Below are 26,252 nucleotides of genomic sequence, written 5' to 3'. Positions count from 1 at the left end.
TCGGTAACCATTTCCTGTAACCTATTAAGATGTCTGCTCATTCTCTGCCTGATTCAGCTGCCGTTTGGCATAATTTAGAAGTTGATAAATCTATAGAACTGCTCTCTAGTAATGCAGACACTGGCTTATCACCTCAAGAAGTACAACAACGGCTGCAAAAATATGGCCCAAACGAACTAGAGGAAACTGGTGGTCGCAGCGCTTGGGAAATTTTGGTGGATCAGTTTAAGAACATTATGTTGTTAATGCTGATCGCTGTAGCTATAATTTCCGGGGTTTTAGACCTTTTAGATTGGCGAGCGGGGCTGTTAAAACCAGGTGAGGTGCCATTTAAAGACACTATTGCTATCTTAGCGATTGTTATTCTCAATGGCATCCTTGGTTACGTCCAAGAAAGCCGTGCTGAGAAAGCGCTAGCTGCCTTGAAAAAACTTGCTTCTCCTAATGTGCGAGTCATCCGCGACAGCAAACCAATGGAGGTAGTAGCAAAGGATTTGGTACCGGGAGACGTGATGCTCCTAGAAGCGGGGGTACATATCTCGGCAGATGGACGCTTGCTAGAAGCATCCAACTTGCAAGTGCGGGAGTCGGCACTTACTGGTGAAGCCGAGGCGGTTGTTAAGCAGGCAGAAATCACATTGCCTGACGAAACAGGATTGGGCGATCGCATTAATTTGGTATTTCAAGGCACAGAAGTCGTTCAAGGGCGAGCTAAGGTTCTAGTCACCAACACCGGAATGCAGACAGAACTAGGGAAAATTGCTGCAATGTTGCAGGCGGTGGAAAGTGAACCTACCCCCTTACAACAACGGATGGCACAACTCGGCAATGTTCTGGTGACGGGTTCTTTGGTTCTAGTCGCGATCGTTGTTGTCCTTGGTTTGTTGCGTGGTGGCAACTTGCGGGAACTTTTGCAAGTGTCACTCTCGATGGCAGTGGCTGTTGTGCCAGAAGGCTTGCCCGCCGTAATTACCGTGACTTTGGCACTAGGAACCCAGCGAATGGTGCGGCACAATGCCTTGATCCGCAAACTGCCAGCCGTAGAAACTCTTGGATCTGTAACTACTATTTGTTCTGATAAAACTGGTACTCTGACTCAGAACAAGATGGTTGTACAATCTGTTTATACAGCAGCTGATGACCAAAGTTTCCGCGTTACAGGGGAAGGTTACGCTCCCACAGGTGAATTTAAACTGCAAGAGGGTACTGTAGAACTACAAGACCATCCAGGACTGCAAGCTTTGTTAGTTGCCTGTGCAGTTTGTAATGATTCGGTATTACAACAGGACAAAGGGCAATGGACGATTTTGGGAGATCCAACTGAAGGAGCATTGCTAACACTGGCAGGTAAGGGAGGTATTGAAAAAGACCAGTGGAATAGTAAGTTACCTCGTGTTGGTGAATTCCCGTTTTCCTCCGAACGCAAGCGGATGAGTGTAATTACCAAGGTAGAGCAAGTAGAAACTGGTGTCTCGCCTTTAAGTGATGTTGATCCCATAATCAGTCACCTAGTGAACTCCGAAGATTACTTAATGTTCACCAAAGGTTCTCCAGAATTAACTTTGGCTCGTTGTACTCATATTTTTTTAGGTAATAGTGTAGTTCCTTTTAGCCAAGAACAACGGGATAATATTCTGGCAGAAAACGATCGCATGGCTTCTAAGGGTTTGCGAGTGCTGGGTTTTGCCTATAAACCTCTGATGGAAGTCCCTCCCGAAGGCTCAGAAGAGACATATGAGCAAGATTTAGTATGGCTGGGATTAGTGGGAATGTTAGATGCACCACGCCCAGAAGTTAGAGCCGCCGTACAAGAGTGTCGGGATGCAGGCATTCGACCGATTATGATTACAGGCGATCACCAGTTAACAGCACGAGCGATCGCCACAGATTTGGGTATTGCTGCTGAAGGCGATCGCGCTTTCACAGGTCAAGATTTGCAAAGAATGAGCGACCAAGAGCTAGAGGAAAATGTTGACTTAATAAATATTTACGCTCGTGTTGCTCCCGAACATAAACTGCGGATTGTGCAAGCATTGCAACGTCGGGGCAGGTTTGTGGCAATGACAGGCGATGGTGTGAATGACGCCCCAGCCCTCAAACAAGCTGATATCGGGATTGCAATGGGCATCACTGGCACCGATGTTAGTAAAGAAGCTAGCGACATGGTGTTGTTGGATGATAACTTTGCCACAATTGTTGCCGCTACCAAAGAAGGTAGGGTTGTATATACAAATATTCGTCGCTTTATCAAATACATTCTGGGTAGTAACATTGGCGAAGTCCTCACCATTGCTGCCGCACCCATCCTCGGACTGGGAGGCGTTCCCCTGACACCACTACAAATTCTGTGGATGAACCTTGTGACTGACGGTTTACCAGCCTTAGCACTAGCAGTAGAACCACCGGAACCCGACGTCATGAAGCGTCCGCCCTTTAGTCCCCGCGAAAGTATTTTTGCGAGGGGTTTGGGTTCTTACATGATTCGGATTGGGATTATTTTTGCGATCATTTCTATAATTTTGATGCAATGGGCGTACTATCATGTCCAAACAGTACAGGCACCAGGACTTGATCCACAGCGTTGGAAAACAATGGTATTTACTGCCCTGTGTCTTGCTCAAATGGGACACGCGATCGCAATTCGCTCTAACTCACGCTTGACAATAGAGATGAATCCCTTCTCTAATCCTTATGTACTAGGATCGGTAATCCTAACAACAATTTTGCAGTTGATGTTAGTGTATGTCCCTCCCCTACGCGCCTTCTTTGGTACTCACGTACTAAGTATGTCAGAATTAGGAGTTTGTCTTGGCTTTAGTGCCTTAATGTTTGTGTGGATTGAAGGGGAGAAGATATTCTTCCGTTTGATTGGCAAGAAAACAGTCTAGGAATTAGGTATTGGTGATTGGCGATCGGGTATTTAATTTGGGCATAGCGAATTGGGCATTGCTCTATGCCCCATGCCCATTGCCCATTGCCCATTTCCCATTTCCTTTCCAGTTCCCAGTCCCTAATCCCCAGTCCCCAATCCCCAGTCCCCCATTCCCTCTATGTACCTCAAAACCCTCCAACTTCGACAGTTTCGTAACTATCAAGAGCAGCAAATTGAATTTACTGCTCCAAAAACGATTTTGGTAGGTAATAATGCTCAAGGAAAATCGAACCTGCTAGAGGCGGTGGAGTTATTGGCAACATTGCGATCGCATCGACATGGACGCGATCGCGATTTAATTCGTGAAGGAGAAGATCTTGCCCAAATTAGTGCTTTCCTCAAGCGACAAACTGGTATTAGCAACCTCAGTTTAACCCTACGCCGCAACGGTCGCCGCACTGTTACCCTCAACAGCGAAAATCTCCGGCGTCAAATGGACTTTCTTGGTATTCTGAATGCCGTCCAGTTTTCTAGTTTAGATTTAGAACTAGTGCGCGGGCTACCTGAAGTTCGCCGTCATTGGCTAGATACTTTATTAATTCAACTTGAACCTATTTACACCCACATCTTACAGCAGTATAACCAGGTGCTGCGGCAGCGTAATGCTTTTTTAAAGCAGAATTTAGAAATACGCCCAACTGCATCTGTACAATCGGAATTAGCCGTATGGGATGCACAATTAGCCAATGCAGGTACACGGGTGATTCGACGCCGAGAGCGAGCTATACAGCGACTAGCCCCAATTGCCAAGGCTTGGCACGCTAATATCAGTGGCAGTACAGAAACACTGCAAGTCAAGTATGCACCAAATGTTCCTTTAGAGGAAAGTCAACCAGAACAGGTACAAGAAGCTTTTTTAGCCAAAATTCAGCAACGAGCTATTGCCGAGTTGCGACAAGGTACTACTCTTGTCGGGCCGCATCGCGACGAAGTAGAGTTGACAATTAATAGTACACCAGCTCGTCAATATGGTTCTCAAGGGCAGCAAAGAACGCTGGTATTAGCCCTAAAACTAGCAGAGTTGCAATTAATTGAAGAAGTCGTCGGAGAGTCTCCACTGCTATTACTTGATGATGTTTTGGCAGAGTTAGATTTGTCTCGTCAAAATCAATTACTTGATACTATCCAAGATCGCTTTCAAACGTTAATTACTACTACTCATCTGGGTTCTTTTGATTCTCAGTGGTTAAATTCCTCTCAAATTCTTTACGTTCAGAGTGGAAAGATAAGTAGTAAAACTTTCATCAATTTTTAGCATCAAAAATGAATTGACTCAAATCTTGCACCTGAAAATATGAACAATTTGAACAACACGTAGGATGGTGGTCGCAAAGCGTAACGTAGTATTTTCAAGGGTTTGGTGCGTTGACTAAAATCATAACACAACGGCAATTTTGCGGTCAGAAAATCTACACCGCAAACTGCCTCCCCTACAAATACTTAATTTTTTTCAGAAATCAAACCTGACTCCCATAGCAATCATCTTTATAGTTATGGGCTTTATAAACAAATATTGAAATTTACTAAGAAGAACTTAATTAAAAGTTACATAAAAAGTGATATTTTTCATATATATACAAACAATAATAAGCTTTTTTTAATCACTTTTACCTGTGTTGTTTTTGAAGAACAGAACTAGAATTAATTCATGCACTGATGTCGAATTGAAAATGTGTCAAGCTAGCTCTTGACGAGGGGAAGTCTCTGTTTTTTTGTTATATATCAGTGCTAAAAAAGGTGGACATTGTTGCCCACCTATATTATCAAAAATGAAAAAGAAAAAATGTTTAAAACCTTAGTGACATGAGCCTTTCAAAAGATTTTTTTGACTTTTGCCTAATATTGGTAGTACGCTACGACAAAATTCTGCAACCACAATAAAAAGGTAGAAATCTTAATCTAGAAAGCTTTTGTGCCTTCTTTTACTGACTACTCCTGAACCTTCTGGATAAGAAATTGTGTTTGCTGATAACCTTCACTGTTTCCTTGTTCGCGAAATAGTGTTGCTGCTTTTTGTAGATCGGCAACAGCATCGCGCTTATTTCCCAAAGTATATTGGACAATTGCCCGGTTGCCGTAAGCATCAGCTAGCTTGGGATTAATTTTAAGCGCTTGGTTAAAGTCTGCTATGGCTAACTTGTAATTTCCCTGTTTGTGATTTAGTAGCCCGCGATTGTAGTAGGCATCAACAAACTGCGGATTGATTGTCAGTGTTTTGTTAAAGTCAGCGATCGCACTTTGGGTATCTCCCAACTCTGCTGATACAATTCCCCTACTATTGTAAGCATCTGCATAGTTGGGGTTGATTTTGAGCGCTTGTTCAAAATCTACTTTCGCTGCTTGCAAATCTCCTAATTGATATTTAGCCATACCTCGCAGACACAAACCTTGATATAACTTAGGGTTAAGTTGCACTGCTTGATTAAAATCTTCAATCGCACCACTAAAGTTACCTTGTTCTAGCTTTTGCACTCCCTGAGTGTAATACTGCTGATAACTAATCTGGGTGCCGCGCGTCGTCTGTGCTGCTTGTGCATACACAATAGCAGGTATTCCGGCTATCATGCTTGTGATTCCCAAAATGGCAATTCCTTGCTTGATATGCTTCATCCTTTCCCCTTCACACATTGAGTGTGTGACTCTTCAAGCTCAAACTAATTGTTGCCCTTATAAATATTTTACCCAGCATATAGTGAGCAATATTTAATCATGCGAATCAGTTCCCTGTTCCGCAATCTCAGCAGTTAGAACTACGTAATCTTTTATGCATTCTGGTAGGTAATACACACATTTCATTAAGTCTACTTGCAATGTTTGCTGACATTAGGCAGAGTATCTATCAAACAGATAAAGTTTAAAAATAATTCAAAATTGTATACACCGATCGCCGTTGCAATCACAGACATTGCTAATATCAGGATAGTAACCCAAGGATCAGTCTCCCGCATAGATTCTTCCACCTTGATTGTGTGCAACAAATTAAAAATTCTGAATTGATTTCTCCAACTCGACAAGTAATTCTTCATCAATAGGTGTGGTTGAGAGAACTTCGTGTTTTAAGTCTCCCCACTTTTTGCCAGAACGGGTTTTATGTAAACTAATAATTTCATGAATACGTGAATGTATAAGTACACGCACGCTCGTAAGTTGCCCCAAAAGCCTGGCATGGCGGTAATGAGGAGATTGTTGCAGTGCAGTGTCTAATTGCGTAGCGATATCTTGAGGATCTAATGTAGTTTGATCAAGTAATAAAATATAGTGTTCTTTTGGTTGCTTGGCGGGTACAAGACTTTTAAAAAATGTTTCCTTTAATGGCAAACAATTCAGAACATCGCGAACAAATTCCGAATGCAGTTTTTCACCCACTAAATCGCTGATTTCCTGAGTACGTCCGAGAAATTCCAAGCAAGGTGTTTGCAGATAAAAATGAGTCACGCGAACGCGATCGCCAATGCGGTAACGATACAATCCTCCCTTCTGAGAAAGAATAATCTCGTAAACTTTTCCCTTTTCTAGTTCGTGAAGATGGTAAATTTTCCCTTCTACATCTTCAAATTCAAAAAAAACTTGATCTAGAACAGGTACACATCCTTGTGCAGCAATCAAAGGAATAGTCATTGGTGCTTCCGTTGCTAATAGTCCTTTTCCCTGCACCATTACATTAGGAAACAAAGCTCGCAAAAAACCCACTCCATCGGCAGCGTTAGCACTATCCCAACAAGAGATCAACTTAAGTTCCGGCCAAATTTGTGTCCAGGGAATGGAACAAGAAGGTTCTAGCAATATTTGACGCTGTTCTCGTGAAATGCGATCGCCTAATTCCAAAGCTAATTGTCTGCGGTGAGTTTGAATATAATCAAGGATTACTCGCACAAAAGTCGGACTCCAAATAGAAATAATTTCCAGCTTTTGTGCTATCAACAGCGCTTTAGAAAGCTCGTGTTTAAACTCTTGAGCATTGCGCAAGCGGTTTAGTCGTGCAGGGGAAACCAGAAATGGACTGAGAAACCACCTTAACCAAGTATCTAAATATTGGGAATCATCTTCTAGCCCGGAAGAGGAGATGGGCGAAGGGGACATAGGCACACGGGGAAGCGGGGACACGGAGAATATTAAGCTCATCCCCCGACTGAAGTCTGGGGGATTTCGCGGGCATCGGGAATTGGGAATTGGGCATTGGCCAATGCCCTTTGCCCCTTGCCCCAAGACGACGGACGACGATTCTGAGCGCCCCTTAAAGGAACGGGCTTCCCCGTCGTCTTTTGGTGATTCACGTTCTTGTCCCCTGTCTTGTTGTCTCTTTGTCTCCTTGTCCTCTTCTCTGTCTGCGTCTTCTTTGTCTTCCAACTGCGGCGAAATACAAAAATATATCTTGCCAGTAGAAAATTTGGGGCCATGTACAATCAAATCATGCGCCCAAACACAAAACATCTGATTAAAAGAACGACGCAGAGATTTTGTATAAGGGATAACTTTAGCAGCACCACGGCTTCCAGAAGTCTTTTCATAGAAAAGAATTGGTTCGTTTGTGAGAAGAGACTTTTTTGTTGCTTGCTGTTTTAAAATCCAAGTTTCAATATCTTGGTATTCCAGTATAGGAATTTGACACCAATCAGTAATAGTACTGATACCTAATGATTTGCCATATTCACTGTGATGAAGACGTTGAAAAATTTCCTCCTGTAACTTTCGCTGTGCTATTTGGGGATATTCCAAAGCATAATCAAATCGCTTGGCAGCAGGAGCAATTATTTTGCTAAAAACTTGTATAACTCGGCGCATAATCCAGAGTAAGTAATACAAAAAAAGTAGACGCACCTTAAGCGGAGAATATCCCCAATTTAAGTGCGTCTTGTATTGTGTATCTTCTTAATTATCTCAGTCTCTGTATGCCCTAATTTAGGGAGCCAGAGCGTTACCGCGCAGCAGACTACCAATTGTCTTGGCAGTAATTTTTAACTGGGTGATGGGATTCGCTGGCACAACGGTTTTATACAGATAGCTATCAAATGTTAGCCTCTGTACGTCAAGGTCTGCGCACATTTCCACAAATGCCTCGCGGGTAGCGTCAGAACGATAAAATACGGTTTGCAGGAGATCTAGCACTTTATAGGTGAGTCCGTATTTTTTATCCCAACGCTTCAGGTAAAGCTTGAGTTCATTTTCTGTGGGAATGCGAGCGCCACCGTTGGACACCTCTACAATGGTGTCGGCACACATCCGCCCAGATTTAGCAGCAAAGTAAATGCCTTCGCCAGAGGATTTGGTGACGTAGCCCGCAGCATCTCCTACCAAGGCAATGCGTCCAACAACGCGGCGAGGGCGGGGATGTTCAGGAATCGGATGTGCTTCGACTTTGATAATTTGACCGCCAGCAAGTTTTTCTACAGCACGGGCGCGGATACCAGCTTGCAGTTGCTTAATGCTGGCTTTGTTCACGTGCATCGTACCAGTTCCGACGGCTACGTGGTCGTATTTGGGGAAAACCCAAGCATAAAAGTCAGTAGAAACGTCGTCACCAACGTACATTTCTGCTAACTGATTGTAGTATGCCATTTTGTCTTGGGGTAAGCGAATCCGCTCTTGGAAAGCGATCGCATAATTATAATCCCCAGCATCCATTTCTTTGGCAACACGGGAGTTTGCCCCATCTGCGCCGATAATTAAATCGACTTTCAGAGTTTTAGCAATGCCTTGAGCGCCACCTTCTGTATGGTCTACATAATGAATGGTGTAAGGATCAGTATTGTTTGTAGGTATATCAAGTTTATGAACAGTCGCATTAATTAAATGTGCGCCTAATTTTGCCGCCCGATTGCGGAGGTAACCATCCAGCACCTCACGACGGCACATTCCTATATATTCTTCTTCTTTTTCTAAGTTGATATCAACCTCACGATTGGAGGGTGAAATCATTTTCATCTTCCGCACCTGACGGTCAATGATATCCTTGGGCAGGTCAAATTCACTTACCATGCACAGGGGAATTGCACCGCCACAGGGCTTGGCATTATCTAGTTTGCGCTCAAACAGGTAAGTTTCGATCCCAGCTTTTGCCAGTGTTTCTGCGGCAGATGAGCCAGCTGGGCCTGACCCAACAACAGCAACCCGTAGTGTCAAAGGTCTACTCCCAATCTTGACATTTACCGAAAGAATCGTATCACGGAGTTTTGGCTCATTTCTCGCTCTTTCTTGTGGATCGCACGGAAATGCAATATTCCTTAATATTTCGCTACGATTGCTTAAACTTGGAATTGGGTATGATGAGATTTGCTGCTTTTTCCACAAACCAAAGCAAATCGTGGTACTCGCTCCTTGTGATCCTAAATTTTCACAACTTGCAACTTGTAGCAGCCTTCTATGGTATAAATAAAGTACTCTAACCCCATCAAAAAACCGTAGTTAAAAAACCGTAGTTAAATCGCAGAGGTTAATAGCAGTGGGCATAGTTGTTGAAAACGTATCCAAACATTTTGACAGTTTTAAAGCGGTTGATCGGGTGAGTCTAGAAATCAAAAGTGGCTCCCTGGTTGCTTTATTGGGGCCATCAGGTTCAGGGAAGTCCACCTTATTGCGGCTAATTTCTGGCTTAGAAATGCCAGATAGCGGCAGAATTGTGCTTACAGGCAAAGATGCTACCTATCAAAGCGTGCAAGAAAGAAATATTGGCTTTGTTTTTCAGCATTATGCCCTATTTAAGCATATGACAGTACGGCAAAACATTGCTTTTGGGTTAGAAATCCGTAAAGCTTCAAAAGCTAAAGCGAAAAGGCGAGTAGAAGAACTATTAGAATTAGTTCAATTAGGAGGACTAGGCGATCGCTATCCTTCACAACTTTCTGGTGGGCAAAGGCAAAGAGTAGCCTTAGCAAGAGCGCTAGCACCAGAACCAGAAGTATTATTGCTGGATGAACCATTTGGCGCACTTGATGCCAAAGTCCGCAAAGACTTGCGTGCTTGGTTGCGACGCTTGCACGATGAAGTACACGTCACCACAGTTTTCGTCACTCACGATCAAGAAGAAGCAATGGAAGTATCAGACGAAATTGTGGTCATGAACAAAGGACGCGTAGAACAGGTAGGAACACCAGCAGAAGTTTACGACCATCCCGCGACAGCCTTTGTGATGAGTTTCATCGGCCCTGTAAATGTACTGCCAAGTAGTTCGCGAATATTCCAGGGTAACGGGTTCGATTCAGCACATCCAGAAATGTTCTTGCGTCCTCAAGATGTCCTGATAGAAACAACTCCCAATGGTACTACCGTAGCAGCAAGAGTGAGTCGATTGATACATTTAGGTTGGGAAATTCAGGCAGAGTTAACTTTGGATGATGGACAAGTAGTGACGGCACATTTAACACGGGAACGGTTTGATGAGTTACAGCTAGAGCCTCAGCAAAAGGTATATGTGAAGCCGAAGGATGCTAGGTCTTTCCCATTATATTATTCAATTTAGCTAGCGCTAGACTATATTCATCTTCTTTTGTTAACATTTTGGAGAATTGCCGGATATTTAGAAGTAAATCTTAAGTAGTGCGTGGCAAGACTAAAATGATGCGATAGTAAAGGCTCGTAGTAGCGCTTGGGCGCAAAATATGACTACGCATCTAACGCACAAATTTAGCTGTGTCAATCCAGTAGGGTGTGTACAGCTTGAGCCTAACGCACCACATTGTCTGGCGGTGCGTTAGGCTGTCGCTAACTACATATATTTTCAAGAAGAAAAAAATTAAAATAAAATATTTATTTATAAATCCTGTATTCAAACTCATTGAGAAGATTACCGCTCTTGTTAATCCGTTGAAATTCCCTAAATACTTTGCCCTCAAAACTTTCTACTATTTTTCGACTAGGGATATTTCTTTTGTCAACAGGGTAGGAAAGACATTCGGACTCTAAATTATGATCCACCCAGTCTTTCAATAAGCCAATTGCCTCTCGACCAAAACCTTTACCGTGAACTGCTTTTTTAATCCAAATTCCTAACTCCGGTGTATCAGTATCAATAGCACCAACTTCGCAAATTCCCAAAAACTCCAAAGTCTCCTGCTTGAGCATTACCAAAACTAAATCATTTCCATTTTTTCGTTGTTGAATCATATCTTTGATTACCTTCTCGGTTTCACCGATATTGTCAGCGCGTTTCGGATACATATAGGTAGTAATTTCGCTTGTGAATTCCCGAAACACATCTTCTGTATATTCCAACGAAATCGGTTTGAGAATTAGTCTTGTACTCTCTAAATTTACTTTTTCTAAGTTTTCCATAAATTGCGATCCTGCTCAGAACAAAAGTTTATCCAATTGCCCTGAGCAATTTCACTTTTAACCTCATGTATCTCTACAATACACCTTTAGAACTGGGTATCATTCCAGCACGACGGGGATCAATTTCTACAGCCACCCGTGTAGCTCTGGCAAAGGCTTTAAAAGTTGCTTCAATAATGTGATGAGAATTAATGCCATCTAACTGGCGAATGTGCAGCGTCATTTGGCTATTGTTCACGATCGCCACAAAAAATTCCCGCACTAGTTGGGTGTCATAAGTTCCCACCCGTTGAGTGGGAATTTCTAAACCATAGCTGAGGTGAGGACGTCCGGAAAAATCTAGTGCCACTTGAATTAATGCTTCGTCCAGAGGTGCGAGAAAATGACCAAAACGGACTATGCCCTTACGATCGCCTAATGCTTTGCTAATTGCTTGTCCCAGAGTGATCCCCACATCTTCGTTCGTATGGTGGTCATCAATGTGTAAATCACCCGTAGCTTGAATATCCAAATCAATTAAACCGTGGGAGGCAATTTGGTGCAACATATGATCCAAAAACGGAACACCAGTAGCAGCATTACAAACCCCTGTGCCATCCAGATTAATCGTGACTTGTACATCTGTTTCCCCCGTAGTGCGGCGTAAAGAGGCAATACGCGGAGATTGTATATTTGAGAGAATTTGGCGATCGCTGATTTGCATAGATATTTAGGAATTGGGGATCGGGGATTGGGGATTGGGGATCGGGTAAAGAAGACACGGGGAGGACACTTCCGTGCAAAGGTTCCCTCCGTTGAGGAAAGTGTCCGTCGACAAGGAGAATTGTGATTGACATTCTTGCTCCTTGTCTCCTTGTCTCCCCTTCCCCTTGTCCTCTTCTTTGTCCCCAGTCCCCATTACATTCCCATAATTTCATATCCTGCATCCACATACAGGACTTGTCCAGTAATTCCACTGGCTAAGTCACTACATAAGAACGCTGCTGTATTACCCACTTCGATTTGAGTGACAGTGCGTCGTAATGGAGCCACCTTTTCTACATGATGAATCATATCTAAAATACCGCCAACTGCACTGGAAGCCAAAGTACGAATCGGCCCGGCAGAAATAGCATTAACCCGAATTTGAGAGGGACCTAATTCTGCCGCAAGATAACGCACGCTAGCTTCTAAACCAGCTTTTGCAACTCCCATAACGTTATAGTTTGGGATTGCTCTGATAGCACCCAAATAAGAAAGAGTAACAATGCTTCCTCCTTGTGTCATTAAAGATTTAGCTGCACCTGCCAGTTGCACTAAAGAATATGTACTAACATCTAAAGCTGTTTGGAAGCCTGTACGAGAAGTTTGGCTAAAGTCTCCGCTTAAATCATCTTTGTTAGCAAATGCCAAGCAATGGATCACAATATCTAGGTTGCCCCACTTCTGGTGAATCGTCTCAAAAGTAGACTTGACTTGCTCTTCATTTTGGACGTTACAGGGTAGAAACAGACTAGGGTTGAGAGGTTCTACTAGTTCTGCTACCTTTTTCTCCATTTTGCCCTTGTCATCCGGCAAATAGGTAATACCGAGGTTTGCTCCCGCTTTGTGTAGTTGTTGAGCGATACCCCAGGCAATCGAGCGGTTATTAGCAATGCCTGTAACCAAGGCATTTTTTCCAGTTAGATCCAACATATAAATTCTTTAGCACGATGTTTCATTAGGAGCATACAAGAATCTGAGCCTGCTTGGTATTTGTTGTCGATAAGATTTGCTTTATTTATCACTCTCAATGCTTGAAGAAAGTGGGATTTTAAGAGATTAAGATGCTTAGTGTTAGTACCAAGCATCGTCTAGACACTCCGGAAAATCACTCGTGCTTACTTTTTCTGCCGAGATTATAGCTAGTGTTTAATACCACAAAAACACAGCTTCATCCTTAAGAGATTTTCAATGTATCTTATTTTTTTCTTAAAAAAACCTACTTTTTACAATTAGGGTAAATGTAGTTCAAAAAGTACTAGCTACTAATAGTAGAAATTTTGTATGATTTGAACAATATTTATGAGATAAAAAGGATAAGTATAGGAAAGAACAAAAAGGTTAACAATGTTTTCTTGATTTTTCGGGTGTATTCTTAGGAAATCCATCTTTAGTTTTTTTCCGGCATTGGGATAGGGGAAGGTAAATGATCGTGACACAAGATAAAGCCCTAGCAAATGTTTTTCGTCAGATGGCGACTGGAGCGTTTCCACCAGTTGTGGAAACGTTTGAGCGCAATAAAACGATCTTTTTCCCCGGTGATCCTGCTGAACGAGTTTATTTTCTTTTAAAAGGTGCAGTAAAACTCTCCAGGGTGTACGAGGCAGGAGAAGAAATCACCGTTGCGCTGCTGCGGGAAAATAGTGTTTTTGGAGTTTTGTCCTTACTGACTGGAAACAAGTCCGATCGCTTTTATCATGCAGTTGCTTTTACACCTGCGGAATTGCTCTCAGCACCAATTGAACAGGTGGAACAAGCATTAAAGGAAAATCCTGAATTGTCGATGTTAATGCTGCGAGGCCTTTCATCACGTATTCTTCAGACAGAAATGATGATTGAAACACTTGCTCACCGAGATATGGGTTCAAGGTTAATCAGTTTTTTATTAATTCTTTGTCGCGATTTTGGCATTCCTTGTGCCGATGGAATCACGATTGATTTGAAGCTATCTCATCAGGCGATCGCTGAAGCAATTGGCTCTACCCGCGTTACTGTCACTAGATTGCTGGGTGACTTGCGCGAAAAGAAAATGATTTCCATACACAAGAAAAAAATTACTGTCCATAAGCCTGTTACCTTAAGTCGGCAATTCACCTAAAAGCGCTTGGAGACTGGAGTGAGCAGGTTAACTAGTTAAGTAATGTCAGCTATTGCTCATTTCCAATCTCCCACAGACAATCGCTGGAAGTAGTAGGCTGTATCTGGAGGGATTTCTTCGCTAAATCATTAACTGATGGCCACCGGGTACATCCTCATCATTGCAATTTTAATTTTGGGAGGCGTAATTGCCACCGTAGGCGATCGTATTGGCACACGGGTTGGCAAGAAGCGGCTTTCACTGTTCAATCTCAGACCCAAAAATACAGCTGTTTTAGTGACAATTCTCACAGGGTTGGGCATTTCCGCATCAACCCTGGGAATTTTATTTTTAGCTGATGAAGGATTGCGCAAGGGAGTTTTTGAACTAGAAGATATTCAAAAAGATCTCAGACGCAAACGCGTACAGCTAGAAAATACAACTAAGCAGCTAGATACTACCAAAACCGAGCTAGAGCAAGCAAGAATTGAGCAATCAAAGGCACAACAGGACTTACAGGAAATAAATAAATCCTTACAGTCAGCAAATGCCAAGCAGCAGCAAACACAAGCTCAACTCAACCGCACAATCAAGCAACAAGCACAAACTCAAGAGGAACTCCAACGTACCCAAAAACAATTAGGCCAAGTTGCAACACAATATCAACAAGCTAAAACTCAATTGCAAAGTGTTTATGCAGAAAGAAACAAACAACTAGCAGAAATTAAATTACTTAAGGCAGAGCGTCAAAGATTGTACGAAGAAGCGAGAAAGGCACTCGCTGAAGCTCAGGCGGCAATTGATAAACGCGATCAAGAACTTGCCAAGCGGCAAGAAGCGATTGAAGCACGCGATCGCAAAATAGCTAGTTTAGATAACATCATTCAAAAGCGCAATTTAGAAATTACGGCACGGGAAAAGATTATTGTTCAAAGAGAAGCTCGCTTGAAAGATTTGGAAGCGCAACAGCAAGATCTTGAACAGGAAGTCGCAAGACTAGAGAAATATTATCAGTCTTATCGTGACCTTCGTTTAGGAAAACTAGCTTTGTTTCGCGGGCAAGTTCTTGCTGCTGGGGTAGTTCGTGTTCAGCAACCATCAGCAGTGCGTCAAGCAGTAATCCAGCTGTTACAAGAAGCTAATCGTAATGCCAGCATTGAATTAACCGAGCCGAATCTAAATCCTGCCCCAAATGTGCAAATCTTGCGCGTTACCGAGGAACAAATTGAGCAATTAGGCAAGCAGATTCAAGATGGACGAGAATACGTAGTGCGAGTTTTCTCGGCAGGTAACTACGTTAGGGGAGAAAAACCGGTAGAATTTTTTGCTGATGCAGCAATAAATCAAGTTGTTTTTTCAGGAGGCGAGGTATTAGCCACAACTAGTGCCGATCCTAAAACCATGACCTCCTATCAATTGAGGCAGCGTTTAGAACTTTTGATTTCTGCTTCCCAATTTCGCGCTCGTAATGCTGGAATTTTAGAAAATATTCAAATAGATGGTACTTTCATTCGCTTTGTAGCTCAATTGCGACAATATGATCAACCATTAGATATTAAAGCTATTGCAGCAGAAGATACTTACACAGCCGGGCCACTAAAAGTTAAATTAGTGGCAATTAAAAATGGGCAAGTTATTTTTAGTACCTAAAATTGAAAATATATGAATGATTTTGTTAGTAGTTGGTAGGGGAGCCAGTGCGTCCTTGCGGGTTAAGCGCGTTGTAGCAACTGGCGTGCGGGTTTAGAAGATAATTTCTCGGTTTGAACCGAAAATTCATCAGCAAAACCCGCCTGTATAGTAGTTAGTAGTTACTAGGAGCTAGTTTAGAAGAACAATAAGATAATCAACGAAATCTGCCAGTACAAAAGTTAGTAGTTCATAGGTAGTTGTTTACTTCTACCTACTAACCACTATCCAATCTCTAAATATTAAAAGTATTTAATAGTATTTAATATGAATTCTAATGAATTTATACCAACGCAACCAGTCGTTTTAGGCTTTGATCCAGGTAAAGATAAGTGTGGTTTAGCGGTGATGGGACTAGATCGACAACTTCATTATCACCAAGTCGTATCTTCAGATCATGCCATTGCCACCATTGATAAATTACGACAAAAATATCCAATCTCGTTAATAGTAATGGGTGATCAAACCACAGCTAAAAGGTGGAAACAGCAACTGCAACAGAAATTGTCAGAGCAAGTGAAGATAGTTTTAGTAGACGAACGCTATACCAGTTTAGAAGGACGCGATCGCTATTGGCAAATGTACCCACCACAAGGACTGACAAAGCTCCTACCAAAAGGTATGCGCACACCACCACGACCTATAGATGACATTGTTGCCATTCTCTTGATCGAAAGATATCTAAATCGACTGACAGAATCCGTAAATGAATTATGAATGCTGAATGATGAATTATGAAATTTTTCTCATTACTATGCTCTGCATGGTAATGAAAACTTTGAGGCTCTGCTTCATGAAGAAGAGGCAGAGCCTCAATCAATGCTTTCCTGGGCTGCCAGCCTGGGAAAGAGAAAAAGGAAGACTTTGATTTAAGTTCCTCCCTTTTTAAGGGGGGTTAGGGGGGATCAAATGCCTGTGGGGTAGCATTGTGTACACCGTAGGGGTGAGCGAGAGGTAGAGAGATTCTATCACTAACGGAAGTTCAACCTAAGTATTTCCTGACAATATTTCTCTATAGCTTGTTGTATTTTGAAATAAGGAACTCGAATCTATGCAACTACATTTAAAGTAAACGTGGCAATCACCCTCTCTAACCAAGATTACACAGAGCTATTTGAGGAAGCAATCCAAAATGGCGAGATTACCTGTCAGTCGAATGAATTTGAAACAATTTGTGAGTATCCGCCACAACTTGCCCAAGGTTATGATCAAAACATTCAACTCCGCCCCGGACTTGAGCTTTCAATCAGCGATCGCCTCAACCGAGAATATTTAATCCTCAAGAAGTCTGAATGTCGGTGGCCTGTAGGTTCATTCTTCCATATTTCAGGAAATTACAGATGTGATTGTGGAACCTATGTCGATCCGGGATATAACTCCCTTACTGGGAGTTGTGTTGTACCGAAAGAAACCCTGGAGCATCTTGCAGGAGAGCGAATCAAGAGCGTCCATATTTGCATCGATTCACACCTGTTTGGAGAATTGGTTGTAGGTCAATTAAGAGGATTGCCACTGGAGTTGGAAACGTTGATTGGAGAAGGTGATGAGATTATTAACTTTGCTGGAACCACAACGCCATCTATGCAAGTTGCCTTGCAGCAAATTTTACATTGCCCCTATCAAGGTGTCTTTAAACGAATGTATCTCGAAGGCAAGGTACTAGAATTACTAGCCTTACAGTTGATGCAATTAGTTGATACAGATGTACCTCGTTCACATAGCAGTCTTCGGGGTCATGATATTGACTGTATTCATCACGCCAAAGAGATTCTCATTCAAAATTTAGATAATCCTCCTTCACTCCTCGATTTGGCACGGCAGGTAGGATTAAACGATCGCAAACTCAAGCAAGGGTTTCATCAGGTGTTTAAAACTACACCATTTGCTTACTTGCGTCAATATCGATTAGAGCAAGCACGACAATTATTAATGGATTCAGAAATCTCTATTGAGCAGGTGGTAAAAGCAGTTGGTTATAGCGATCGTAGTCGGTTTGCTGTGGCGTTTCGGAAGCAATTTGGGATTAATCCCAAGTCTTACCAAATGCAGTGTCGCAAAAACGGAGATTTGATTAGTTTGAATTGTGGTTAAAATCCTTCTCCGATGCAGGGCTTGTCATTACCCACATTTTTCTCAAAAATGCGATCACTCTTCAAGATGTGTTTACGCAGTAGCCTTAACAAGGCTTGTGTGTCTACCCTAAAATTAAGAAACACCTTGAATTGCTGTGGGTTGTTGCAATGGTGAAATCTGACCGTTGGCTCCACTTACCTTCGAGTGCTGAACTGCCCTGTTCGGACGATACACCTGTGGATAACGAAGACCAAAACTTTATTCCTAACCTTCTTCTTTTCCTATTGGAGTTTATCTGGGCAACCCGCAACGATTGGTTCTTTGGCGTAGATATGGGGATTTACCATACGACTGGTGTGTCTCCGTTAGTACCCGTGGTGCCGGACGGGTTTCTCAGTTTAGGTGTGGAACGTCGAAAGGGCGGTGAGTCGCGCAAAAGTTATGTAGTGTGGGAAGAGGATGGTGTAGTGCCTATTTTTGTGCTGGAAGTTGTATCACTAACTCCAGGCGGAGAGTATGACACTAAAATGACCACCTATGCCAAATTGGGAGTGCTGTATTACGTGGTGCACAATCCTCAATATTGGCGACGAGACCAGCATCAGCCGTTTGAAGTTTATAGATTAGAGGATGGTACTTATCAATTACAAATAGGTGAACCCTATTGGATGCCAGAAGTGGGGTTGGGCGTTGGGCGATCGCGCTACATATCTGGAGAAGTTGTACGGGAAGTGCTGTACTGGTATGACGAACGAGGAAACCGATATCTGACACCTGAAGAAACAGCAAGGCAAGCACAACAGCAGCTAGAACGCTATCGTCAACGATTTGGCGAATTGCCAGAAGAATGAAAACTACGCCTACAAAGGGAGCAAGCGATCGCTATTCCCTGCAAGAGTATCGCCATCTCCTGTTGCAAAAAGTAAGTGCGATCGCCAAAGACTTAACCAAATGCTTATCACCACGAGTGCAAATCAGCCATACTGGTAAAATCCAGCAATGCTACTCTACCCTTCAAGAACGCCTCCGGAGAACGAGAAGCCACGCAAAGCGCGTCTACGCCAAGATTTTCTAATTGTTCTAAAGATAGAGTTTCAATTCTCGACGCATGAAAGATATTACGACATGAGCCTATTTAAGGCGATCGGTATTCTTCTTGAGCGTTTTACTTTGAAGTGATTCTAAGCATGATTAGGTTTCAACAAAAAAGTCCGTCTCGGCCGCTAAAAAGTCCGCCTCAGCATCAAAATTGCTAGTAAAGCTGCTCAACTTTATTTTATTCTTCTTGAGAATACTTCTGAATTAAGTAGTGTGAATTTGATGAAATTGGCGATATCGCCCTGACTGAAAGCATTGCCTGCATAGCATTAGTTTTTTAACGATCCCGAAACGCAACGGTTGTTTCAAAACCAAACCTTGCTCTCCTGTGAGATCAATTTTCTTTAGTCAAATAAAATAGCCAGGTGTGTAGAGTAGCTAATGAAACCAAAGCATTTATTGAAAATTGTATTAGTGACGAGTTCCATTTGGCTGTGGTGTGCAATGAGCGCAACTGCTCAAGAAGTACCGAAGCCGGAGACACAGAATAAATCTATTGCATCGGTACTAAGTAATTCACGAAAAATTAGAAAGATTCGTCAACTCAGTGAAATAGAGCATCCCAGCACTAGCGCCAGAATGCTAGTACAGTCACCAGCACCAACGAACCCCCCTTCTGAAGGGGATGTTATCTAAGTTACGGGAGTGCAAGCTAAACCCACTGACAAAGGTGTAGAGGTGATTTTACAAACCACTCAAGGAGAACAACTGCAAATCACAAATCGTAGTGAGGGGAGCAACTTTATCGCTGATATTCCCAATGCTCAACTGCGTTTACCCAGTGGTGATGCGTTCACATTCCGTTCGAAAAAACCTATTGTAGGTATTACTGAGATAACTGTTACAAATTTGGATACTAATACGATCCGGGTGACAGTGATAGGTGAGGCGGGATTACCAACAGTTGAGTTGTTTGACAGTGATGAGGGTTTGATTTTTGGTTTGGCACCTGTGGCAACGGCAACGCAGCCACCACAGCCAGAGCAACCAACGGGTGAAACACCGCAAGAGGAACCATCGGCGCAGCAGGATGAGCCAATTGAGTTGGTGGTGACGGGGCAGCAGGATGGGTATCGTGCACCTAATGCCTCAACTGCCACGAGAACTGATACCCCACTGCGCGATATTCCTGCCTCTATTCAGGTTGTGCCTCGACAAGTGCTAGAAGATCAAAAAGCTTTTCAGCTCGATGAAGCACTTCGCAATGTCAGTGGGGTTCAACCGACTAATAGTTTTGGCGGCAATCAAAATGCATTCAGAATTCGTGGATTTGATACTGATTTCAGCAATGCTATTATTCGAGATGGCGTTCGGGATAATGCCACTGTAGGTGGATTAATTCAAGAAACAGTAAATTTGCAGCAAATCGAGGTTTTGAAAGGGCCAGCTTCAGTCTTATATGGACAACTTCAACCAGGTGGAGTCATCAATTTAGTCACCAAACAGCCGCTAGCAGAGCCTTATTACTCCGCAGAGTTATCCATTGGTAGTTATGACTTCTATCGTCCTTCCATCGATATTTCTGGGCCACTTAATCCCGAACGGAGTGTGCGTTATCGTTTGAATTCAGTTTATGAAAGCGCGGGAAGCTTTCGAGACTTTTCAGAGAGCGATCGCTTCTTCATTGCCCCCGTATTAACTTGGGATATCGGTAAGAATACAAATCTCACCTTTGAAGCCGAATATCTGTGGGAAAAAAGACCCCTTGATCGCGGTCTTGTGGCAATTGGAAGAGAGGTGGCAGACATCCCCTTTAGCCGTCGTTTGGGTAACCCTTTTGACGTTCGGGAAATTAGAGTATGGAGAGCCGGATACCGCTTTGAGCACAAGTTCAATGAGAATTTGTCAATCCGCAATGCTTTTCGATTCGTCTCATTAGACACCTTGGATAGGTTTGAGACATTTCCTAACGCCTTGAATGAAACAACTGGCATCACCACGCAACGGAATTTTTTTAATTTACCGGCAGATGACTACAAAACTTATGCGCTACAAACCGATGTGATTGGTAAGTTTATGACAGGCTCAATCGAACACACACTTGTCTTTGGGTTTGATCTAACTAGACAAACTCGTCGTCTCATAGGCAGAACTGCAACTGCTCCTGTCATCAACATTTTTGACCCAGTTTACCTAAGTTCTCGACCCACAATTACTGCCCCTCCGTCTATTGATAACTTTACTCAAGCAGATAACTTAGGAATTTATCTACAGGATCAAATCAAGCTGACAGATAACCTCAAGTTTTTGCTGGGGGGAAGGTTTGATTTTGTAAACAATGAAGTAAGAAATTACTTAACAGGAGTCACAACGAGTCAAGATAATAGTGCTTTTAGTCCCCGTGTAGGAATTGTTTATCAGCCTATTCAACCCATTTCACTCTATGCCAGCTTTAGTCGCTCATTTAGTCAGATCACTGGCACAGCTTTTGATGGCAGTTCTTTTGAGCCAGAGAGGGGAACTCAATATGAAGTAGGTGCGAAAGCTGATTTTCTAGACGGGCGATTGTCTTCAACACTGGCTTTTTATGATTTGACTCGAAGCAATTTAACTACTACCGATCCAAATAATCCTGGCTTTAGTATTCAAACAGGTGAGCAGAAAAGTCAAGGTATTGAGCTTGATATCGCAGGTGAAATCTTGCCTGGCTGGAATGTGATTGTCACTTATGCTTATACCGATGCACGAATTACCGAAGACAACATATTGCCGATAGGAAACCGATTAAGTAACGTTCCAGAACATTCGGCAAGTTTGTGGACAACCTATGAAATTCAAAGTGGCAATTTACAGGGTTTAGGATTTGGTTTAGGATTTTTCTACGTAGGAGAGCGACAGGGTGATCTGGCTAATACCTTTGACTTACCTAGTTATTTTCGCACCGATGCGGCACTCTATTACCGACGCAATAACTTCCAGGCAGCTATCAACATCAAAAATCTATTTGACGTAGGCTACTTTCGTTCGGCAACTAGTCGTTCTTCAATCGATCCGGGAACTCCCTTAACAATCGTTGGCTCGGTTTCTGTGGAATTTTAAGTTGTAGGAAACTAATGGTGAGAATTGTGCATATTCTACAATTAGTTTTAACCATAACCATTGCTGCCATGATCGTCTCGGCTTGTAACAGCAATGCTTCTCAAACTTTTTCCCATCCGACAGGAATAGCCTCATCAACAGAATGTCGCATCATTCAGCATGATGCTGGAGAAACAAATATCTGCAATCAACCACAGAAGATAGCAGTACTGAGTCAGTACACCTTGGATATGATGTTATCCCTTGGTGTGCAGCCAGCAGGCTTTGCTGATTATTGGTCACGCAGTTTGACTCGATTCGATCATCCAACTCAACAAATCCCTTACTTGGGCAGTCGCATCACGACCCAACCTATTAACCTTGGACGTGTAGGCAATCCTTCTCTTGAGATACTTACTGCCCTGAAGCCAGATTTGATTCTAACTGAATACCGGAACCAGTATGAGCTACTCTCCACAATTGCCCCAACTGTTTATGTTGAATACAACAAAGGCGGTTGGAAACGCGATATTTATACCATTGCCAAGGCACTTGATCGAGAGTCACAAGTACAACAGGTACTAGCAAAGCATGAGCAGCAGTTGAGAGCAACCCAGACAAAGCTAGCTCCTGTGCTTGCAACTCATTCACGCCTATTGCTGGTCAATGTTAGGAACTTGGGTACTCCTGTGGATCTTTTTTATAAAGATCCGCCTGCCACTCTCTTGGATAATCTTGGTTTTCGGCTTGTAAAACCCGAAAGCATGGAAAAGAGGACACGAAGGAAAATTTCGATTGAAATCCTACCTCAGCTTGAAACTGACATCATCATCGTTTCAAGATATAAGTTTGATTCAAAGTCAGTATGGAACAATAATTCTTACGATGTCCCTCTAGACAATTTCGAGCGTGAATGGAACCTAATACCACTCTTGAAAAATTTGAAAGCTAACCACGAGGGATGTGTGTATTTTGTTGATGGCGTGCTTTGGGGTGGCACAATTCGCGGCCCGATCGCTGATGAAATTGTCATGCAACAACTTCCTGAGATACTACTTCCAGCGTGTAGGCGATGATGATCTAAGTTGAAAATTCCCTACTGCAAAATGCTCAAAACTATTTGCTGCTCATGCTGTAATTGAGATTTGTATAAATACTTAATCCACGCACCCTAACCCATGCCTAAACACACATTATTCATCTGCAAATCCTGTCACCACTCCTCCGCAGAACGACCAGAAAATTCACCTTTTGACGGCAATATTTTACTTGACCAACTAAACACTTTGTGCGCTGAAAAATTCCCAAATGATGAAATTGAAATTCAACCAGTTGGATGCTTGTGGGCGTGCAGTCAAGGCTGTGTTGTCGCTGTATCGAGCCACGAGAAACCCACCTATTTGTTTGTCAATCTTTCACCTGAAGATAGTACAGGAGCCTTACTAGAATTTATACAACTATATATCAAGAGTTCTAAAGGGGCTGTAGTTTGGAAACAAATTCCGGAAATATTACAGTCTACTATTTTCGCCCAAATCCCAACACCAAAAATATAGCTCGCGCGAGCCTCAAGGACTTAACCCCCAAGTGCTTCTAACCACGAGTGCAAATCAGCCATACTGGTAAAATCCAGCAATGCCTCCCCCAGATTTTCTAATTGCTCCAAAGACAGAGCTTCAATCTGCTCTCGCATCTGTTGAGGTAATTCTCCCACTCGTCGATTTAGTTGACGAAGAATGAGGGTGAGAGCTTCTTCTTCCTTAATTTCCCGGTAAACTCGTGTTTCCTTGAGTGTAATTCCTAACATTTTTTCTACCTCTGTGCGGCTAAGTTGTTCAAACTTGTACACCATTATTGTTGTCACTAACTCAATTATGGCGCGACTTGTAGTTTCCGGTTGCTCAACCGCAGAACGCTCAAGCAAATACCTGGCTTCTTGTGGTGCTTGTGATTCATCTATCGTGGTTAATACCATCAGCGCAACCCATACAGGTAAGGAGCGAATATCTCCCAACTCATCTAAATACACCCGATGTACCTGGTTACTGTTGAGCAAACCTCGATGGGGATGAGTATCACTTTGTTCAACACTGCGAGATGGATAAATTATGACTACTTGCCAATCACTAAACCTGTCACGATTGCGGTAGAAATATAATGAGGATTCTGCAAATACTCTTTCATACAGCTTTTCGTCTTTTTGGAATTACACCTCACAGAAATATACCACTCCCGCATCTGCATTTTCTGGTGGTAAAAATACCCCATCAATTTCAAATTTAGGTTCTTTGACAGCTACTGAATCAAATTTATATTCGCTTGCATTTGCTGGAGGATTTTCCAGTAGTTCAAATAGTAAAGTTGGAGATTGTTGAAATAGTTTGTAAAATATTGAGTCTCGACGCATGAAAGATTTTCATCAATGAGCGCAACAGTTAAAAACTTATTAAAAGCTCGCGCATTTGCGTTTATTATCTTAACTCTGAAACGCTTCTAACCACCAGTGCAAATCAACCAAACTGGTCAAATCAGCGCTGCATAATAGCCACTATGAGAACAACGGAGAGTAGCGATCGCTGTGATGAAAGTACCGCTTCAGCAATACTGGAATTTACTCGCAAATTACCTTGAACCCCAGAAACGGCAAGTGGGTTGGCTAGCGATTACTCTCCTTTGCAGTATTATCCTACAAGCTATTAATCCGCTAATCCTACGCTACTTCATCGATATAGCAATGGGTGGAGGTTCTGAGCAACTCCTACTCCTTATGGCTTTTGTGTTTATGGGTGCTGCCCTAGTGACTCAGTTACTATCAGTTGTATCCACATATCTTGGGGGAAACGTAGCCTGGACAGCGACAAACTCCCTGCGTGCAAATCTTGTCAACCACTGCTTAAACTTAGATTTATCCTTTCATAAATCTCGCACGCCTGGCGAATTAATTGAACGGGTAGATGGAGATGTCAACGCCCTGTCGCGATTCTTTTCTCAGTTTACGATTAATGTTGTTGGCAATGTCATTTTACTGCTTACCATCTTAGTTATTCTCTTTTCTACAGATTGGCGAGCGGGTTTTGCACTCACTTTGTTCAGTCTCACAGCACTGAGTGTGCTAATTCGGATTCGTTCATACGCAATTTATCCTTGGACAGCTTATCGTCAAACCAGTGCTGAGTTTTTTGGTTTTGTTGGAGAGTATTTTGCAGGTACTGAAGACATCCAAGCGAATGGGGCAATTCGTTATGTCATGCATCGCTTTTATCGAATCATCCAAGGTTGGTTGATTGTTTATCACAAGGCTCGGCTTGCGGGAACTTTTCTCTGGGGAACATCAATTGGACTATTTATTGTTGGCAATGCTCTAGCGCTAGCAGTCAGCATTTATCTGTGGAATCAACAAGCAATTACAATCGGAGGCGTTTACTTACTCTTTCACTACAGCAATCTCTTGCGGGAACCGATTGAGAAAATTCGAGAAGAATTAGAAGACTTACAAAAAGCTGAAGCAGGCATTCACCGCATTCAAGAATTACTGCAAATCCAACCTCAATTAAATGCAGGAGGCGATCGCTCACTGCCGGAAGGGCCTATTGCCGTGACCTTTGAGGAGGTTTCCTTCAGTTATGAAAGCCAACGCATAGAGGGAGAAAGAGAACAGGAACCAGTTTTGCAAGGAATTTCTTTTCATTTACCGCCCGGACAGGTGTTAGGCATTCTAGGACGCACGGGTAGTGGCAAGACAACTCTGGCACGGTTGTTACTGAGGCTCTACGATCCCCAATCCGGCAGCATTCGTTTAGGAGATGTAGCGATTGACTCTACCCCGTTAATCGAGCTACCGCAACACGTTGGCATAGTGACTCAGGACGTACAACTTTTTCAAACCACAGTCCGAAATAACTTGACTCTGTTCAACCCTAATATCGATGAGGAGCAGATTCTGCGTGTTCTAGAGGAACTGGGATTGTTAAGCTGGTTGCAATCCTTACCGCAAGGCTTAGAAACTCATTTAGGAGCAGACAATGGCAGTTTATCCGCCGGACAGGCACAGTTGCTTGCCTTCGCTCGCATTTTTCTCAAAAATCCGGGGTTGGTGATTTTAGATGAAGCCTCCTCACGCCTAGATCCATTCACCGAGACACTGATTGAGCAAGCCGTGGACAGATTACTACAAGCACGGACTGGTGTAATTATTGCTCACCGCCTTAAAACAGTACAGCGTGCCGACCAAATTTTGATTTTAGACAATGGCAAAATCTTTGAATACGGCGCGCGCGAACAGTTAGAGAATGATGCCAACTCTCGATTTTCCCAGTTATTACAAACAGGTTTGATGGAGGTTTTAGCATAATTCAT

At 42.8% G+C, this 26,252-nt stretch carries 20 protein-coding genes and 2 pseudogenes; 13 read left to right on the top strand and 9 right to left on the bottom strand.

The window, feature by feature from the left end:
• Positions 1-29: 29 nt before the first annotated feature.
• Both QUB80_RS24025 and recF read left to right on the top strand, forming a co-directional pair.
• Positions 30-2,888: a cation-translocating P-type ATPase gene (locus tag QUB80_RS24025; RefSeq protein ID WP_289791997.1), complete on the top strand. Its 2,859-nt coding sequence runs from the start codon at positions 30-32 to the stop codon at positions 2,886-2,888.
• A gap of 162 nt (positions 2,889-3,050) precedes the next feature.
• Positions 3,051-4,187, top strand: coding sequence for a DNA replication/repair protein RecF (gene recF / locus QUB80_RS24020; protein WP_289791996.1), 1,137 nt, complete (start codon positions 3,051-3,053; stop codon positions 4,185-4,187).
• 674 nt (positions 4,188-4,861) lie between these two features.
• Here the strand turns inward: recF and QUB80_RS24015 are convergent.
• The 4 genes from QUB80_RS24015 to chlP form a co-directional block, all read right to left on the bottom strand.
• Positions 4,862-5,542 carry a tetratricopeptide repeat protein gene (locus QUB80_RS24015; RefSeq protein WP_289791995.1) on the bottom strand — a complete coding sequence of 227 codons (681 nt, stop codon included), beginning with the start codon at positions 5,540-5,542 and terminating at the stop codon, positions 4,862-4,864.
• A gap of 191 nt (positions 5,543-5,733) precedes the next feature.
• Positions 5,734-5,880 (bottom strand): hypothetical protein, encoded by a 147-nt coding sequence (locus QUB80_RS24010; RefSeq protein WP_289791994.1) that lies wholly within the window; start codon positions 5,878-5,880, stop codon positions 5,734-5,736.
• A 31-nt stretch (positions 5,881-5,911) separates the two neighbouring features.
• A complete protein-coding gene (locus QUB80_RS24005) occupies positions 5,912-7,714 on the bottom strand; it encodes a GH3 family acyl-acid amido synthetase (protein ID WP_289791993.1) in 1,803 nt (600 codons plus the stop codon).
• A 117-nt stretch (positions 7,715-7,831) separates the two neighbouring features.
• Entirely contained in the window at positions 7,832-9,052 is a 1,221-nt protein-coding gene (chlP, locus tag QUB80_RS24000; RefSeq protein WP_289791992.1) for a geranylgeranyl reductase, read from the bottom strand.
• Between the two features lie 319 nt (positions 9,053-9,371).
• Here chlP and QUB80_RS23995 point away from each other — a divergent pair, with 319 nt between their 5' ends.
• A complete protein-coding gene (locus QUB80_RS23995; protein WP_289791991.1) occupies positions 9,372-10,388 on the top strand; it encodes a sulfate/molybdate ABC transporter ATP-binding protein in 1,017 nt (338 codons plus the stop codon).
• 287 nt (positions 10,389-10,675) lie between these two features.
• On the opposite strand, the gene QUB80_RS23990 is transcribed toward QUB80_RS23995, so the two are convergent.
• From QUB80_RS23990 to fabI, 3 genes are all read right to left on the bottom strand, one after another.
• On the bottom strand, positions 10,676-11,200 hold the full coding sequence (locus QUB80_RS23990; RefSeq protein ID WP_289791990.1) for a GNAT family N-acetyltransferase: 525 nt from the start codon (positions 11,198-11,200) through the stop codon (positions 10,676-10,678).
• A gap of 73 nt (positions 11,201-11,273) precedes the next feature.
• Positions 11,274-11,903 (bottom strand): imidazoleglycerol-phosphate dehydratase HisB, encoded by a 630-nt coding sequence (hisB, locus tag QUB80_RS23985; protein WP_289791989.1) that lies wholly within the window; start codon positions 11,901-11,903, stop codon positions 11,274-11,276.
• 194 nt (positions 11,904-12,097) lie between these two features.
• Positions 12,098-12,874 (bottom strand): enoyl-ACP reductase FabI, encoded by a 777-nt coding sequence (gene fabI, locus QUB80_RS23980; RefSeq protein WP_289791988.1) that lies wholly within the window; start codon positions 12,872-12,874, stop codon positions 12,098-12,100.
• 493 nt (positions 12,875-13,367) lie between these two features.
• Here fabI and ntcA point away from each other — a divergent pair, with 493 nt between their 5' ends.
• The 5 genes from ntcA (at position 13,368) to QUB80_RS23955 (ending at position 18,631) form a co-directional block, all read left to right on the top strand.
• Positions 13,368-14,039 (top strand): global nitrogen regulator NtcA, encoded by a 672-nt coding sequence (ntcA, locus tag QUB80_RS23975; RefSeq protein WP_016874320.1) that lies wholly within the window; start codon positions 13,368-13,370, stop codon positions 14,037-14,039.
• 135 nt (positions 14,040-14,174) lie between these two features.
• The gene (locus QUB80_RS23970) at positions 14,175-15,668 is read left to right on the top strand and encodes a DUF3084 family protein (protein WP_289791987.1); all 1,494 of its coding nucleotides are present in this window, start codon (positions 14,175-14,177) and stop codon (positions 15,666-15,668) included.
• A 306-nt stretch (positions 15,669-15,974) separates the two neighbouring features.
• Positions 15,975-16,424, top strand: a complete 450-nt coding sequence (locus tag QUB80_RS23965) for a pre-16S rRNA-processing nuclease YqgF (RefSeq protein WP_289791986.1) — start codon at positions 15,975-15,977, stop codon at positions 16,422-16,424.
• A gap of 357 nt (positions 16,425-16,781) precedes the next feature.
• The gene (locus QUB80_RS23960; RefSeq protein WP_289791985.1) at positions 16,782-17,798 is read left to right on the top strand and encodes a helix-turn-helix transcriptional regulator; all 1,017 of its coding nucleotides are present in this window, start codon (positions 16,782-16,784) and stop codon (positions 17,796-17,798) included.
• Between the two features lie 149 nt (positions 17,799-17,947).
• On the top strand, positions 17,948-18,631 hold the full coding sequence (locus tag QUB80_RS23955) for a Uma2 family endonuclease (protein ID WP_289791984.1): 684 nt from the start codon (positions 17,948-17,950) through the stop codon (positions 18,629-18,631).
• Positions 18,632-18,738: 107 nt separating this feature from the next.
• On the opposite strand, the pseudogene QUB80_RS23950 reads toward QUB80_RS23955, so the two are convergent.
• Positions 18,739-18,882 (bottom strand): annotated as a pseudogene (locus QUB80_RS23950) (DUF4351 domain-containing protein); the annotation flags it as partial.
• A gap of 377 nt (positions 18,883-19,259) precedes the next feature.
• Here QUB80_RS23950 and QUB80_RS23945 point away from each other — a divergent pair.
• From QUB80_RS23945 to QUB80_RS23930, 4 genes are all read left to right on the top strand, one after another.
• Complete coding sequence (locus QUB80_RS23945; RefSeq protein ID WP_289791983.1) at positions 19,260-19,514, top strand: hypothetical protein; 255 nt, start codon at positions 19,260-19,262, stop codon at positions 19,512-19,514.
• Between the two features lie 9 nt (positions 19,515-19,523).
• The gene (locus QUB80_RS23940) at positions 19,524-21,917 is read left to right on the top strand and encodes a TonB-dependent receptor (protein WP_289791982.1); all 2,394 of its coding nucleotides are present in this window, start codon (positions 19,524-19,526) and stop codon (positions 21,915-21,917) included.
• A gap of 14 nt (positions 21,918-21,931) precedes the next feature.
• The gene (locus QUB80_RS23935) at positions 21,932-22,972 is read left to right on the top strand and encodes an ABC transporter substrate-binding protein (protein ID WP_289791981.1); all 1,041 of its coding nucleotides are present in this window, start codon (positions 21,932-21,934) and stop codon (positions 22,970-22,972) included.
• Positions 22,973-23,074: 102 nt separating this feature from the next.
• Positions 23,075-23,452 (top strand): DUF1636 family protein, encoded by a 378-nt coding sequence (locus tag QUB80_RS23930; protein ID WP_289791980.1) that lies wholly within the window; start codon positions 23,075-23,077, stop codon positions 23,450-23,452.
• 20 nt (positions 23,453-23,472) lie between these two features.
• Here the strand turns inward: QUB80_RS23930 and QUB80_RS23925 are convergent.
• Positions 23,473-24,303 (bottom strand): annotated as a pseudogene (locus tag QUB80_RS23925) (Rpn family recombination-promoting nuclease/putative transposase).
• 174 nt (positions 24,304-24,477) lie between these two features.
• Here QUB80_RS23925 and QUB80_RS23920 point away from each other — a divergent pair.
• The gene (locus QUB80_RS23920) at positions 24,478-26,247 is read left to right on the top strand and encodes an ABC transporter ATP-binding protein (protein ID WP_289792126.1); all 1,770 of its coding nucleotides are present in this window, start codon (positions 24,478-24,480) and stop codon (positions 26,245-26,247) included.
• Positions 26,248-26,252: the final 5 nt, after the last annotated feature.

It is taken from the genome of Chlorogloeopsis sp. ULAP01 (assembly GCF_030381805.1).
GTDB lineage: Bacteria > Cyanobacteriota > Cyanobacteriia > Cyanobacteriales > Nostocaceae > Chlorogloeopsis.
This window is presented reverse-complemented; position numbering and strand designations above follow the sequence as displayed.